Annotated in this window: 13 protein-coding genes; 4 read left to right on the top strand and 9 right to left on the bottom strand. The window is 64.8% G+C overall.

All coding sequences use genetic code 11. The features are described 5' to 3' along the window. Nucleotides 1-44 precede the first annotated feature (44 nt). A complete protein-coding gene (locus GUV69_RS03200; RefSeq protein WP_164199656.1) occupies nt 45-1,997 on the top strand; it encodes a M13 family metallopeptidase in 1,953 nt (650 codons plus the stop codon). A gap of 60 nt (nt 1,998-2,057) precedes the next feature. On the opposite strand, the gene GUV69_RS03195 is transcribed toward GUV69_RS03200, so the two are convergent. The 5 genes from GUV69_RS03195 to GUV69_RS03175 form a co-directional block, all read right to left on the bottom strand. After that, nucleotides 2,058-3,629: an LCP family protein gene (locus tag GUV69_RS03195; RefSeq protein WP_164199654.1), complete on the bottom strand. Its 1,572-nt coding sequence runs from the start codon at nt 3,627-3,629 to the stop codon at nt 2,058-2,060. A gap of 95 nt (nt 3,630-3,724) precedes the next feature. After that, nucleotides 3,725-4,699: a GTPase Era gene (gene era, locus GUV69_RS03190; RefSeq protein ID WP_164199652.1), complete on the bottom strand. Its 975-nt coding sequence runs from the start codon at nt 4,697-4,699 to the stop codon at nt 3,725-3,727. Further along, complete coding sequence (locus GUV69_RS03185) at nt 4,683-6,014, bottom strand: hemolysin family protein (protein WP_164199650.1); 1,332 nt, start codon at nt 6,012-6,014, stop codon at nt 4,683-4,685. Before GUV69_RS03185 ends, era begins: the two co-directional genes overlap by 17 nt. Continuing rightward, nucleotides 6,011-6,484, bottom strand: coding sequence for an rRNA maturation RNase YbeY (gene ybeY, locus GUV69_RS03180; RefSeq protein WP_164199647.1), 474 nt, complete (start codon nt 6,482-6,484; stop codon nt 6,011-6,013). The genes GUV69_RS03185 and ybeY overlap by 4 nt, the downstream gene beginning before the upstream one ends. Then, nucleotides 6,481-7,566 carry a PhoH family protein gene (locus tag GUV69_RS03175; protein WP_164199645.1) on the bottom strand — a complete coding sequence of 362 codons (1,086 nt, stop codon included), beginning with the start codon at nt 7,564-7,566 and terminating at the stop codon, nt 6,481-6,483. The genes ybeY and GUV69_RS03175 overlap by 4 nt, the downstream gene beginning before the upstream one ends. Nucleotides 7,567-7,937: 371 nt before the next feature. Between GUV69_RS03175 and GUV69_RS03170 the strand changes: the two genes are divergently transcribed. Continuing rightward, complete coding sequence (locus GUV69_RS03170) at nt 7,938-8,897, top strand: GerMN domain-containing protein (RefSeq protein WP_244292599.1); 960 nt, start codon at nt 7,938-7,940, stop codon at nt 8,895-8,897. A gap of 3 nt (nt 8,898-8,900) precedes the next feature. Here GUV69_RS03170 and GUV69_RS03165 read toward each other — a convergent pair whose 3' ends face one another. The 3 genes from GUV69_RS03165 to hrcA all read right to left on the bottom strand — a co-directional run bounded on the left by GUV69_RS03165 (nt 8,901) and on the right by hrcA (nt 11,900). Next, complete coding sequence (locus GUV69_RS03165; RefSeq protein WP_164199643.1) at nt 8,901-9,683, bottom strand: 16S rRNA (uracil(1498)-N(3))-methyltransferase; 783 nt, start codon at nt 9,681-9,683, stop codon at nt 8,901-8,903. Nucleotides 9,684-9,685: 2 nt separating this feature from the next. Next, nucleotides 9,686-10,813, bottom strand: a complete 1,128-nt coding sequence (dnaJ, locus tag GUV69_RS03160; RefSeq protein ID WP_164199641.1) for a molecular chaperone DnaJ — start codon at nt 10,811-10,813, stop codon at nt 9,686-9,688. A 73-nt stretch (nt 10,814-10,886) separates the two neighbouring features. After that, complete coding sequence (gene hrcA / locus GUV69_RS03155; protein WP_164199639.1) at nt 10,887-11,900, bottom strand: heat-inducible transcriptional repressor HrcA; 1,014 nt, start codon at nt 11,898-11,900, stop codon at nt 10,887-10,889. Nucleotides 11,901-12,073: 173 nt separating this feature from the next. Between hrcA and GUV69_RS03150 the strand changes: the two genes are divergently transcribed. Both GUV69_RS03150 and GUV69_RS03145 read left to right on the top strand, forming a co-directional pair. Further along, complete coding sequence (locus GUV69_RS03150; RefSeq protein ID WP_164199638.1) at nt 12,074-12,922, top strand: DUF3097 domain-containing protein; 849 nt, start codon at nt 12,074-12,076, stop codon at nt 12,920-12,922. Between the two features lie 146 nt (nt 12,923-13,068). Then, nucleotides 13,069-13,479 (top strand): DUF4870 domain-containing protein, encoded by a 411-nt coding sequence (locus tag GUV69_RS03145; RefSeq protein ID WP_164199636.1) that lies wholly within the window; start codon nt 13,069-13,071, stop codon nt 13,477-13,479. A 146-nt stretch (nt 13,480-13,625) separates the two neighbouring features. Here GUV69_RS03145 and hemW read toward each other — a convergent pair whose 3' ends face one another. Further along, nucleotides 13,626-14,855 (bottom strand): radical SAM family heme chaperone HemW, encoded by a 1,230-nt coding sequence (gene hemW, locus GUV69_RS03140; RefSeq protein WP_164199634.1) that lies wholly within the window; start codon nt 14,853-14,855, stop codon nt 13,626-13,628. Nucleotides 14,856-14,869 lie beyond the last annotated feature (14 nt).

Below are 14,869 nucleotides of genomic sequence, written 5' to 3'. Positions count from 1 at the left end.
GCCGGTGCCAGCGCCGCCGCGGCACGTCACACGAAGGAGCCTCTGTGCCCATCTCGGGGATCGACTTGTCCAACATTGACCACACCGTCAGGCCGCAGGATGACCTGTACCAGCATGTGAACGGGTCCTGGCTCAAGGCCACCGAAATTCCGGATGACCGCCCGCTTGAAGGAACGTTCACAGCCCTGCGCGACGGAGCTGAAATCGCGGTACGGGACATCATCGAAGAGGCGGCCGCCAAAGGTGAAGCCGCCAGCGGCATCGAACGGAAGGTGGGCGATCTCTACAACAGCTTCATGGACGAAGCCGCCGTAGAGGCCAAGGGCATGGATCCCATCCGGGGACGGCTCGCGGAGGTATTTGCCACCACCACCGTGCCCGAACTCGTGGCTTTGGCCGGCAGGCTCTTCCGGGCTGACGTGTCGGGACTCTTTTACATCTACCCCGCCCCGGACGCCGGCAACCCGGACCGGGTCCTGCTCTACACCGGCCAAGGCGGCCTGGGCCTGCCCGATGAGTCTTATTACCGCGAAGAAAAGTTCGCCCCCATGGTCTCTGCGTACCGGGACCATGTCCGGACCATGTTCACCCTCGCCGGGATCGCGGACGCCGAGGCGGCGGCAGGCCGGGTGGTGGATCTGGAAACCAGCCTGGCTTCCCACCACTGGGACAATGTCACGCTGCGCGATCCGCAGAAAACCTACAACCTCAAATCGTCGGAGGAAGCGGCCGCTCTCTTTCCCCTCCTGGGCACCTGGTTCGACGCCGCGGGGATCGACGCCGGCAAACGGGACGAAATCGTCGTCAGCACCCCCGACTTTTTCAGCGGTGCGGCGGCTTTGCTGGACTCCGAACCGCTGCCGGTCTGGCAGGAATGGCTGGCCCTGCGGATCATCAATGCCGCGGCGCCCTACCTGTCGGCGGAATTCGTTGATGCCAGCTTTGCCTTCTACGGAACCACCATCAGCGGCACCCCCCGGAACAAGGACCGCTGGAAGCGGGCTGTCGCCGTCGTCGAGGCAGGCCTGGGCGAAGCAGTGGGACAGATCTACGTGTCCAAGCACTTCCCCGAGTCGCACAAGGCCCGCATGCAGACCCTTGTGGCCAACCTGATCGAGGCCTACCGGCAGAGCATCGCCGGACTGGAATGGATGGGTGAGGAGACCAAGGCTGAAGCGCTCCGGAAACTGGAGGCATTCCGCGCCAAGATCGGGTACCCCGACAAGTGGATCGACTACTCGGCGGTGGAGATCGACCCCGCCGACCTCCTGGGCAACGTGGAGCGGGCCCATAACGCCGACGTCGACCGCCACCTCGACGAGGTGGGCAAACCTGTGGACCTCAACAAATGGCTCATGACTCCGCAGACGGTGAACGCCTATTACCACCCGATGCTCAACGAAATCGTGTTCCCGGCTGCCATCCTGCAGCCGCCGTTCTTCACGGCCGACGCGGACGACGCCGTGAATTACGGCGGAATCGGTGCAGTCATTGGACACGAGATTGGCCATGGGTTTGATGACCAGGGCTCCCAGTTCGACGGCAGCGGCGCCCTCCGCAACTGGTGGACTGAAGATGACCGCAAGGCGTTTGAAGAACGCACGGCGAAGCTGGTGGCACAGTTTGATGCGTTGTCCCCCTACGCCGCCCCCGGGCACAACGTCAACGGCAAGCTGACCCTGGGGGAAAACATCGGCGACCTCGGCGGCCTGACCATCGCTTACAAGGCCTATCTTCTGAGCCTCGGCGGAAAGGAACCTGAGGTGCTGGACGGGCTGACAGGACAGCAGCGCTTCTTCGCTTCCTGGGCGGCCGGCTGGCGCCAGGTCATCAGGTCCGAGGAAGCCATCCGGCGGCTGGCCACTGATCCGCACTCCCCCAACGAGTTCAGGACCAACGCCATCGCCAAGAACCTGGATGCGTTTCATGAGGCCTTTGACGTAACCGATCAGGACGGCATGTGGATGCCGCAGGAAGCCCGCGTCAGCATCTGGTAGACCGGTTCCAAACGAAAGAGGCGGGGCCCGCGGGCCCCGCCTCTTTTCCGTTCCGCTCACTCACTCCTGGACGATCAGGAACGGATTCGCCTGCTGGCACATGGTATCGCCGGCGGTCTGGTTGACGATGTCCTCGGGCAGTGCGACGGCGCCGTAGGTGGTACCGGACGTAAAGTCCGTGCCCAGGTAAGCCTGAACGCCTGTCACGCCGGGTGCCGGCTGAACCTGCGCGGCGGGGATACCCAGCAGGGCGGCGACGTCGGCAGCGACGTCCTCGAAGCCCGTGCCGTAGTAGACCGCACTTTGTGTTACCGGGGTGGCCGCGAACTGGCCGGTCTGCGTGAAGCCGCCGGCCACAAGGGCCTGCACGATTTCCTGGGCACGGCCCTGCACGCCGGTGCCGTTGGCCACGGTCACGGGCTGGATGGCCTTCTCATACGGCGGTACGGCCGGAACGGTTTCGGTAGGCTCCGCCGAGGGGGCTGCCGTTTCCGAGGGCGACGGGGTGGCCGGCGCCGTCGGATCGGTCAGGTCAATATCCTGCTGGAGGGCGGTGAACAGCTGGGAACCGGCGGGTTCGGCAATCTGCAGGCGGTTGGGGTCTGAGAGTGCCGGAGTGGTGGGGACCGCCACAAACGCCACCTTGCCGATGTCAATGTCCTTCAGCCGGTTGCCGATGGTCAGCAGCGACGGCACGGACGCGAGCCCGTCATCGACGGTGAGGTTCTGGGTGACTGTGTCTGCAATGTTCAGCATTTTCGCCGGGTTGGACAGCGTGCCGTCGTCCTTGATCTTCCTGGTCAGGGATGAGAGGAATCCCTGCTGCGCCTTGATTCGGCCGAGGTCGCCGCCGTCGGCAAAGGCGTGCCGGGTCCGCAGGAAGGCGAGAGCCATTTCACCCTGCACAGTCGATGTGCCCGCGGGGAGGCGAAGGCGTGAATCCGGATCGTAGACGGCGTCGCTGATGCAGACCTCAACACCGCCTACAGTGTTGGAGAGTTCCTTGACGGCGTTGAAGTCAGCCATCATGAAATGATCGATTTCCAGGCCCGTGAGTTTGTTGACCGTATCCACAGCGCAGCCAATGCCGGCTTCCGCCATGGCCTCATTGATCATCATGCCGCTGCGGGCCGGGTACGACGACTTGGTTTTCTGGTCGGTGCATTCCGGAATGTCCACGAGGAGGTCGCGGGGGAAGCTGATCACGCTGACACGCTTGTTGTCAGCGGAGATATCCATCAGCATCATGACGTCGGACTTGCCGTAGCCCACGGAGTCCTCCACCGCGCCGTACACGGCGTTTTTGCCGTCCCTGGTATCCGAGCCCAGGATCAGGATCTGCATCCTGCCCTTGGCGTCATCCGACCCGCTTCCCGCGTCTCCGGCATTGAGCGGTGCAGTCGTGATATTGGACTGCAGCCGGAAGTACCAGTAGCCGGCGAAGCCCAGGCCACCGAGCAGCACAACAGTCAGCACGGCAGTCGTAGCCTTCAGCCACACCGGCATCCGGCGCTGTTGCGCACCGAAATGCCGTGCAACGCCGACGGCGCCCGCGTCCCCGTGCCGGGAGACCGGTCCTGATCCGGCAGACGCGTCAGCTCCGTGCTCGCGATAGTCGCGGCTTCGCCCCATGTGGTGTACCTTCCTCGAAAAATTCCATCCGGCCTATTTTAGTTGCCCAATCTGGGAACTTCCCGGTGACGGCCGGGTCAGGGCGTGGCGCTGAGTCAGAAGCCGAGCTTAACCAGCTGCTTTGGGTCCCGCTGCCAGTCCTTGGCCACCTTGACATGGAGGTCCAGGTAGATCCGGGCGCCAAGCAGCGCTTCGATCCCCTTGCGGGCATTGGTGCCGACCTCGCGAAGCCGGGCGCCGCCCTTGCCGATGATGATCGCTTTCTGCGACGGGCGTTCCACGTACAGGTTAACCCGCACATCAAGGAACGGCCGGTCTTCGGGACGGCCTTCCCGCGGAACGATTTCATCGACGACGACGGCCAGGGAGTGCGGCAATTCGTCGCGGACGCCCTCGAGGGCGGCCTCACGGATGAGTTCGGCGATCATCACCGCTTCCGGTTCGTCCGTCAGGTGCCCGTCCGGGTACAGCGGGGGCGACGGCGGCATGTGGCCGATCAGGACGTCGGCGAGGGTCTCGACCTGGAAGCCGTCGGCGGCGGAGACGGGAACAATGTCCTTCCAGCCGTCCTCACCAAAGACCTCACGGCCCAAGGCAGCGACAGCGAGGAGCTGCTCGGTAAGGGCCTGGCGGTCCACAAGGTCCGCCTTGGTCACGATGGCAATGACCGGCTTGTTCCCCACCTGGGCAAGCTGGCCGGCGATGAACTTGTCGCCGGGGCCGATCTTCTCGTTGGCAGGCAGGCAGAAGCCGATGGCATCCACCTCAGCCAGGGTGTCGGCCACCAGGTCGTTCAGCCGTTTTCCCAGCAGCGTGCGGGGCCGGTGGAGGCCGGGGGTGTCCACCAGGATCAGCTGGGCGTCGTCGCGGTGGACGATTCCCCTGATGGTGTGCCTCGTTGTCTGCGGTTTCGCAGAAGTGATGGCCACCTTCTGTCCTACCAACGCGTTGGTCAGGGTTGATTTGCCGGCGTTCGGGCGCCCCACCAGGACGGAAAACCCTGCCCGGTAGCCGCCGTAGTCCGGCTTGTCGGAACCCTGGTTGACCGGGCGGCTATTTTTCTTGCTCACGTGGAACTCCCTGCTGGGTTGCTTCCGCCTCGTCGAAGAGGTCTTCAAGGTCAGTGTCTACTTTTGGTACGGCCGCTGCAATGATGTGGCTGACCCGGTTGCGCCGGCCCTCAAGCCGTTCAGCGCGCAGCGAGATGCCGTCCACTTCCACATGGCTGCCGACGATGGGCACCCGGCCGAGGGCTTTGGCCAGGAGCCCGCCCACGGTGTCCACTTCGTCGTCGTCGAGCTCGAGATCGAAAAGTTCGCCGAGGTCATCAATGCTCATCCGGGCGCTGACGCGGAACGAGCCGTCGCCCAGGGCCACAGCTTCCGCGCTTTCGGTGTCATACTCATCCACGATTTCGCCGACGATCTCCTCGATGAGATCTTCCAGCGTCACCAAACCCGCCGTGCCGCCGTATTCGTCAATGACAATGGCCACGTGGGTTGATTCCTTCTGCAGTTCCCGCAGCAGGTCGCTGACCGGCTTGGACTCCGGAACGTACCGGACGTCGCGGGCCAGTGCCTCGACGGGAGGCGGTTCGTCACCGGGTCCGAGCTCGTGCAGGGTGGCAGCGACGTCCTTCAGGTAGACAATTCCCAGGATCTGGTCCGTGTTGTCCCGGATGACGGGGATCCGGGAATAGCCGGAGCGCAGGAACAGCGACATGGCCCGCCTGAGGCTGGAACCGGCGTCGATACTGAGGATGTCCGTCCTGGGGACCATAACGGCCCGCACCAGTGTGTCGCCGAAATCAAAGACTGACTGGATCATCTCCGCTTCGGTGTCTTCGATCATGTCTGATTCGGAGGCACGGTCCACGAGCTCGCGGAATTCCTGTTCGCTGAAGAACGCCTCATCTCCCGCCGGAGCGCCAGGTGCGGCGGCGCTGCCGATCGCCACGAGCCACCCCGGGATGGGGCCAAGGATCCAGGTCAGGAACCGGATCATTGGCGCCGTGTAGCGGACTACCGCTGCGGAATGGAGCCTGCCGATCTGGCGCGGGGAGACTCCGACAATCACGAAGCCCAGCAGGGCCATGATGCCGGTGGCTGCCAGGCCGGCAAGCCACACGTTGTCCAGCAAGCTGTGCAGCAGAACGGCGACGGCCACGGCCGACGCCATTTCGAACCAGATCCGCCAGAAACGCAGGGCCCGGATGTGCGCCACCGGCTGGGCCAGGATACGTCTCATGGCGGTGCCGCGGCTTTTCAGGAGCGCGTCTTCGGCGTCATGCCGCGGGAGGAAGGTGAATGCGGCGTCCGCAGCTGTCAGGAGGGCGGCAGTGCTGAGAAATACCAAGGCCATGCCAACAAGGAGCAGGGGCGTCACTGCGTCGTCTCTGCAGGTGCGTCCTTGCCGGTGAATCCGGAAAGCAGTTGACGCTGGAGGCCAAACATCTCTTCTTTTTCCTCGGGCTCAGCATGGTCGTAGCCCAGGAGGTGGAGGATGCCGTGGGTGGTCAGGAGCAGCATCTCGTCCTGCAGGGCGTGCCCGGCGTTGGCGGCCTGGACCTGCGCCACCTGGGGGCACACGGCAATGTCCCCCAGCATTCCTTGCGGCGTGGGCCTGTCCGGCGTGCCAGGGGTCAGTTCGTCCATGGGCACCGAGAGCACGTCAGTAGAGCCGGGCTCGTCCATGAGTTCGATGTGCAGTTTTTCCATGGCGGGTTCGTCCACCAGCAGGATGGAAAGCTCAGCCTGCGGATGGATATACAACTGCTCAAAAATGTAGCGGGACAACGCGACGAGCGCGGCCTCATCCACGTGGATGCCGGATTCGTTGTTCACTTCGATGCTCATGCGTGCTCCCCCCGCTTTTCCCGGCTTACCGAGTGTTTGACCTTGTTCCGTTGAACCTCGTCCCAGACGCTGTAGGCCTGGACGATGTCACCCACAAGGCGGTGGCGGACCACGTCCGTGGAATCCAGGATCGTGAAATTGACATCCTCGATTCCCTGCAGGATCTCCTCCACAATCCGCAGCCCCGACCGGGTGCCGAAGGGCAGGTCAACCTGGGTGACATCCCCGGTGACCACCATCTTGGATCCGAAGCCAAGGCGGGTCAGGAACATCTTCATCTGTTCAGGCGTGGTGTTTTGCGCCTCGTCAAGGATGATGAAGGCGTCGTTCAGGGTACGTCCGCGCATGTAGGCCAGGGGCGCCACCTCGATGGTTCCGGCGGCCATCAGGCGCGGGATCGATTCGGGGTCCATCATGTCGTGGAGGGCGTCATACAGCGGGCGCAGGTACGGATCAATTTTGTCGCTGAGCGTTCCAGGCAGGAACCCCAGCCGCTCGCCGGCTTCGACGGCAGGCCGGGTCAGGATGATGCGGCTGACTTCCTTCTGCTGCAGCGCCTGGACGGCCTTGGCCATGGCAAGGTACGTCTTGCCGGTGCCGGCAGGGCCGATCCCGAAAATCACGGTGTTGGCGTCGATCGCGTCAACGTAATTCTTCTGGTTCAGCGTCTTGGGCCGGATGGTCTTCCCGCGGCTGGAGAGGATGTCGTGAGTGAGGACATCCACCGGATTCTGCAGGGACTGGCTGCGGAGCAGCGCGACAAGCTGCTGCAGGACCGCCGGACTGATGACTGTGCCGCGGGCAACGAGGCCGCGCACTTCGTGCAGCAGCCGCATAATGCGGGGCACCTCGTTGGCGGGACCGCTGATGGAAAGTTCGTTTCCGCGGACGTGGAAGTTGACGGCCGGGAACTGTTCTTCGATGTACCGCAGGGCCTCATCATGGCTACCGAGGGATTGGACCATCTGATCGGAGTTGTCAAAGAGAACCACCTCCGTCCGGACACCGGGAAGGGAATGGGGGAATTCTCCGGCGGCGCGGTCGGTATTCAGCCGGCGCTTTCCGTTCGTTGATTCAGTCATGGTGCTGGCCCGCGGGCCCGTGGTCTCCTCCAGTTCGGACTTAAATACCGCTGGATGCTGCATGGGCGGGCTGTGGCCGTGCACGCGGGAGCCAGCGGATTCCTTCCATCTTACGCCAGGACACCCCTGCCGCGGCGACAGAACGGACCCGGCGGCAAGGAAGCCCGGGGCCGCTCGGATGCGGCGTGTGACGTCATTAGATATCAACTTCATATCGGGCTCATATCGTTCCCGTTGCAGTTAGGCGCAACAGCCAAATGGGACGCTCCGGGTGTGCAGCACTATGCAATGCTTGAAATTCAGGCCGTCGGGGGACCGGCTCAGGAGGCTGCGGCCTCATCATTCAGAGCCAGGAAGGGCAAGCCATCAGAGTGCCGGAATCACCCACCCCCCGCACAGCCGGACGCGCTTCACGGCCTGTCCGCATCCGGGGTGCCCTGGGGCTCCTGCCAGCGCTCCTCCTGCTGACCGGCTGCATTGCAGACGCCGGCCCCGAGCCGACCATGACAGCAAACTCCGGCACTGCCGCCACCGGTTTGCCCGGAGCGCCTTCCACCAGCGCTCCCCTGGAGACCACCCAGTCCTCAAACAAAGCTCCTGTGTACTGGATCGGCCGGAACGATGGCAACGCCTTCCTGTACCGGGAGTTCCGCGACGTCCCGGAACAGGAGAACCCCGTAACGCGTGCACTGCGCGCCATGATGTCCGAAAAGCCGCTGGACCCCGACTTCTTCACCCCATGGCAGTCTCCGGCAAAGCTCGCAACATCGATTTCGGGAAAGAACGTCATCACGGTCGATGTCTCCGAGGACGCCTTTAACAGCAATCTCGACGCCGATATGGCCGTCCGAGCCGTCCAGCAGCTGGTCTTCACCGCCACCGCCGCGGCGGCAAGTTCCGGCCTGATCGATTCGGGCCAGCAGATCCAGGTCAGGGTCCTGGTGGACAGCCACACTGACTATGTTGCTTTCGGCCACATCCAGTTGGGTGCTCCCATGTCCCGTGCCGCCGGCATGGTGGCTCCGGTGTGGATCATTGATCCGCAGGAGGGTACGAACATTGCCGGCGGCAGCGTCAAGATCACCGGCCGCAGTACCGTTGCCGGAAGCAAGCTCCGCTGGCAGATCCTGCGTACGGCAGGGAACGGGGATAAGACGCCTTACCTGACCGGCGAGACGACAGCAGGCACCGACGCCGCCCAGTCCGGCGTCTTCACCCTGGCCCTGAGCCTCTCCTCCGGCAGCTATGAACTCCGCGTCTCACAGGCAGATGACGGCGGCACCGGCCAGGAAGAGCTGAACGTGGACACGCGGAAGTTCAACGTCAGCTAATGCTCAGGGTGCCGGGGCGCCCCAGCGTCCAAGCACGTCGCTGGCCAGCACCACGGCCGCCGGTCCCGCAGTGGATGACCTCAGGACATGATGACCCAGGAGCGCGGTCACGGCCCCTGCACCGCACAGCCTGGTGACTTCGCGGGGGCTGATTCCCCCCTCGGGTCCGACAATGAGCAGGATTTCCCGGGGGCCGGCAACGGGACCGGATGCGTGCCAGGCCTCCAGCACCGAGCGGAGCGGCCGGACCGCGTCCTCGTGGAGGATCACGGCGAGGTCCGCTGCTGCCACGGCGGAAACCAGGCCGGGGGTTTCGACGGCGGCGCGCACCTCCGGGATCCACGCCCGCCGGGCCTGCTTGGCGGCTGCCGTGACCACGGACTGCCATTTGGCATGGGCCTTGGCCGCGCGCTCACCCTTCCAGCGCACAATCGAGCGTTCCGACTGCCAGGGAATAACGGCGTCGATCCCTAATTCAGTGGCAGTTTCCACGGCAAGTTCATCGCGGTCGCCCTTGGCCAGGGCCTGGACCAGGACCAGCCGGATGTCGGGCTGTTGCTCCACAACCAGTTCGGCGCATTCAACGGTGAGTTCGGCCGGTGATGCTGCCACAACCGTTCCGGTCAGCCGCTTTCCGGCGCCGTCCGCAATGTCCACGAACTCCCCCGGCGCCAGCCGTTTGACCGTTACGGCGTGGCGGGCCTCGGGACCGCCAAGCGTGTAGCGGGCACCGGGCACCAGCTGGTCCAGCGACCCGGCACCGCTGAAGAAAACGGGATTACTCACCGCTACAGGTTACCGAGCCGGTCCCGAAGCTTGGCGAAGACGCCGCCGCTTGCAGTCAGCTTGCCCTCAGTGAACTGTTCCCCGCGCAGCTTGGCCAGCTGCCGGAGGAGATCCTCCTGCGCGGCGTCCAGCTTCGAGGGCGTCTCAACCTGCAGGTGGACCATCAGGTCACCGCGGCCGTAGCCGCGAAGGTGGGTGACGCCGAGGCCGCGCAGCGTGATGACCTCGCCGGCCTGAGTCCCCGCCTTGACGTCGATCTCCTGCAGCCCGTCGAAGGTTTCCAGCGACACTTCGGTGCCCAAGGCAGCGGCGGTCATCGGAATGTGGAGCGTTGCGTGCAGGTCATCACCGTCACGGACGTAGGTGGGGTCGTTGTTGACCCGGATCTCGACGTACAGATCGCCGGATGGTCCCCCGGCCGGACCGGCTTCGCCCTGCCCGGACAACTGGATCCGGGTACCTGTTGCGACGCCGGCAGGAACCTTGATGGTCAGTGACCGGCGGCTGCGGATGCGGCCCTGGCCGCTGCATTCGTTGCAGGGATCCTTGATGACAGTCCCGAAGCCTTCGCAGCTGCCACACGGGGCTGCCGTCATGACCTGGCCCAGGATGGACCGCACAGCCCGCTGGACCTGGCCGCTGCCGCCGCAGACATCACAGCGGACGGGGTGGCTGCCCTCGCGGCAGCAGGAGCCGTTGCAGGTGGGGCAGGTAACGGCGGTGTCCACCTCAAGTTTCCGGTTGACACCAAACACGGCGTCGCGGAGTTCGATCCGAACGCTGATCAGCGCGTCCTGGCCCCGCCGTACCCGGGACGCCGGGCCCGACGTTCCGCCGGCACCAAAGAACGTATCGAAGATGTCCTGGAAGGCGAAGCCCTGGCCGGCGTATCCACCGCCGCCGAAACCGTTGTCCGTACCGTTCTCATTGCCGGTGGTGTCATAGACGCGGCGCTTCTGGGGGTCCGAAAGTACCTCGTAGGCGTGGGTCACGGCCTTGAAGCGGTCCGACGCATCGTCCCCGGGGTTCACGTCCGGGTGAAGGGTGCGGGCCAGCTTGCGGTAGGCCTTCTTGATCTCTTCTCCGGTGGCTTCCGGCGAGACTCCGAGGACGTCGTAGTGGCTGCTCAAAGTTCGTATCTCTTCCCTGTTGTACTGCCGGCAGCGGGGCTGCTGGCATTGCTCTTCGTGCCTGGACCGGCTGTTACGGACCCAGAATTCTTGACAGATAACGGGCTACTGCCCTGACGGCGGCCATGGTGGTCGGGTAGTCCATCCGGGTGGGACCCAGGACGCCGACCTTGGCCGTACTGTCCGGCCCGTATGCTGTGGCCACCACGGAGGCTTCGGCCAGCCCGTCGTAGGGATTTTCCCGGCCGATACTGACGGCCACACCACGCGGGTCCTGCGCCATCTCGCTGAGCAGACGGAGCAAAACCACCTGTTCCTCCAGCGCCTCAAGCACCGGACCGATGCTGAGGGGGAAATCCACATTGGATCTGGCCAGGTTCGCTGTTCCGGCCATCACCATGCGCTCCTCACGGCTGTTGTGGGCCAGCGTTTCCAGCCCGTGAGCCAGCGCCTGGGCAGCTGCCCGCTGTCCGGGCGCGACGGAGAAGACAACGGCCGGGAGCGACTGCGCCAGCCGGCTCAGCTGCGTGCCGGCCAGCGACCCGAGGAAGTGTGAGCGCAGGGCGGCAATAGCGTCCTCACCAAGATCCTGGCCGATGTCGATCACGCGCTGTTCCACCTTGCCGGTGGTGGCGATGAGTACCAGCAGGACCTGGCGCGGGGCCAGGAGCACAAATTCGATATGGCGGATGGTGGCCCGGCTCAGGTGCGGGTACTGGACCACGGCCACCTGGTTGGTCAGCTGGGACAGGAGCCTGACGGTCCGGTCCAGGACGTCGTCGAGGTCATCCGAGCCCTCGAGGAGGGACTGGATGGCCTTCCGTTCTGCCGGGGACAGCGGCTTGACTGCCGAAATCTGGTCCACAAACAGCCGGTAGCCCTTATCCGTGGGGATCCGGCCGGCGCTGGTGTGCGGTGCAGTAATCAGGCCCTCGTCCTCGAGGGCAGCCATGTCGTTGCGGATGGTTGCACTGGACACGCCCAGATGGTGGCGTTCAACCAGGGCTTTGGAACCCACGGGCTCGCGGGAGTGCACATAGTCCTCCACGATGGCCCGCAGTACTTCCAGTTTGCGCGGCTCGCTCACACTCCACCTCCATCCATGGTTGCGCCCTGAGTTGGCAGGGCACGGGTCGAGGCTCGTTAGCACTCGACATGCCTAAGTGCTAACAGTCTAATATGACTCACCCCGTTGTTAGCATTGGTACCGCTCCGGGCGAACATGCCGGGGCCCGATCTAGCGCGAGGCGGAATCAATCCATGCATTACCAGAACTGGGGTCCGCAGGAGATTACCGCGCCCGTTCGGAACGAACTTCCCGAGGTTGCTGTGGAACGCGGCATGGTCCTGGAGGATGCCCAGTCCGGCTGGGTTGGAGCGGTCACCCGGGTGGAGAAGTCCGGTGGCATGCATGTGGTTGCGCTCGAAGACCGGCGGGGCAAGTCTCGTTCTTTCAAGCTGGGGTACGGGTTCCTGCTGGAAGGCCGGCCGATCAGGCTGATGCCTCCGGCGCCCCGGCAGGCCGCCGCTGTGCCTGCCGGCCGGACAGCATCCGGTTCCGTCCGCGTGGCGGGCCAGCGTGCCCAGGTGGCCAAGGCGAGCCGGATCTGGGTGGAAGGAAAGCACGACGCCGAACTCGTCGAAAAGGTGTGGGGTGATGATCTCCGCGTGGAGGGCATCGTCGTGGAGCCTTTGCACGGTATCGACGACCTCGCGGGGGCGGTTGCCGCGTTCGGCCCCGGCCCCGGCCGGCGGTTGGGGGTCCTGGTAGACCACCTGGTGCCGGACTCCAAGGAATGGCGCATCGCTTCGGCTGTAATGTCTTCCCCCGGGGCTGCCGGCAATGTGCTGATCGTCGGGCACCCCTATGTCGATGTGTGGCAGGCGATCCGGCCGGCAGTTCTTGGTATTGAGCAGTGGCCGGTGGTGCCGCGGGGCCAGGACTGGAAGACCGGCATCCTTGCAGCGTTCGGCTGGCCGCACTCCACCAAGGAGGACATTGGCCTTGGCTGGCAGAAGCTGTTAGGGGCAGTCCGCAGCTACGCCGATCTGGAAGCGTCGCTGCTCGGGCGGGTGGAGGAAGTCATCGACTTCCTGACGGCACCCTAGCTCTTCACAGCCCGGCAGGGCCCGGCCCGTACAGCCGACGGCGGCATTTGGCGCCACAGCCAGTATTCTTGGTACTGCGGAGACTGCCTTTTCACCAGACCGGTCGTTTCCAAACCAGCACCATTGCACTTTCGAAGGATGAAACCGTGGCACAAAACGCACGCGAGCACCGGGACGACCAAGGCCGTTCCGAGTACCAGGGCGTTCCCGCAAATGCGCTGCCCCTGACGGCCAGTGAAGACCGCCAATGGGCCACACTGGCACACTTTGGCGGGATCCTCGGTTGCGTGCCGTCCCTGCTGATCTACCTGATTTTCCGTGAACGCGGGCCTTTCACCGCGCAGGAATCCAAGGAAGCGCTGAACTTCAGCCTGCCGCCCACCATCGCGGCACTGGTGGCCAACCTGCTGGTGTTCATTCCTGTGGTGGGCAACATCTTCGCCGTCATTGCCACCCTCATCTGGATTGCCCTGACCTGCTTCTCGGTGGCCGCCGGCATCCACGTTAATAAGGGCCAGCCGCACCGCTACCAGTACAACCTGCGCTGGATTAAGTAATCCCCACCTGCACCCTCGCCTCGCAAGCTCGGCCAGGGAACCCTGCAGGCGTGGGCCCATCCACATGCACCCCGCTAAACGGCGTCCCGAGGGCCCCGACGCGAGCCTGCGAGTGTTAACAAGTGACCCTGCGCTGGTTGGGCCGGTCAGTCCGGCAGGACCCTTCGGACCACGGCGTCCGCCAGCAGCCGACCCTTCAGGGTCAGGATCAACGTGCCGGCGAAGGCGGCACGCGGCTCCACGAGGCCCTCGGCAATCAGCCCGGCAACAGCATGGCGGCCCGACTCTCCCAGCGAGGCGACGGCCAGCCCCGAGACGAGCCGCGCCTCAAGCATCACGCGCTCCATATCCCGGGTTTCGGCGTCGAGCGTTTCCCTCCCTGCGGCGGGTGACAGCCCCTGCGCCAGCCGCCCCGCGTAAGCGGTGGGATGCTTGACATTCCACCAGCGGACCCCGCCCACGTGCGAATGCGCGCCCGGTCCGATCCCCCACCAGTCATCCCCGCGCCAGTAGGCCAGGTTGTGCCGGCACGCCTGCTCCGGCGTCCGTGACCAGTTGCTGACCTCATACCAGGCCAGCCCTGCATCGCCGATCAGCTGGTCGGCGAGCTCGTATTTGTCGGCGTGGTCGTCGTCGTCAATCCCGGGGACTTCGCCCCGCCGGATCTGTGCGGCCAGTTTTGTGCCGTCCTCCACAATCAGGGCATAGGCACTGATGTGATCCGGCTCGTAGGACAATGCGGTTTCCAGGGAGTACCGCCAGTCATCGAGGGACTCGCCCGGTGTTCCGTAGATCAGGTCCAGGCTCACGGCCAGTCCTGCCTCGCGCGCCCACTGCACCACCTGCGGCACGCGGCTGGGCGTGTGCGTGCGGTCCAGGACTTTGAGCACGTGCGGGACGGCGGACTGCATACCGAAGGAGACACGGGTGAAGCCTGCGTTCTTCAGCAGCGCCAGCGATTCTGGGGTGACGGAATCGGGGTTGGCTTCAGTGGTGACTTCGGCACCGGCCTCAAGCCCCCACTCTCCGATTGCGGCACCGAGGATGCGGGCCAGGTCTTCGGCCGGAAGCAGCGTGGGCGTGCCGCCGCCGAAGAACACCGTGCTCATGGGCCGGGCAGGGAGGCCTGACTCAGCCAGCGCCCGCGCGGCGAGCCTGACTTCGGAGATGGCAGTGTCCGCGTACGCGTCCTGGGACGCGCCCCCGCCGAGTTCGGTGGCCGTGTACGTGTTGAAGTCGCAGTATCCGCAGCGGACAGCGCAGAACGGGATGTGCACGTAGAGCCCGAAGTTCCGGGCCGTCGCACCCTCTGCTGCCTGGGCAGGCAGCAGACCGTCCGACGGCGCCGGGTCACCAAGGGGAAGGACGCTAGGCATTGCGGTGGCCTCGC

It is taken from the genome of [Micrococcus luteus] ATCC 49442, from assembly GCF_010367585.1.
GTDB classification, from domain to species: domain Bacteria; phylum Actinomycetota; class Actinomycetes; order Actinomycetales; family Micrococcaceae; genus Arthrobacter; species Arthrobacter luteus_A.
This window is presented reverse-complemented; position numbering and strand designations above follow the sequence as displayed.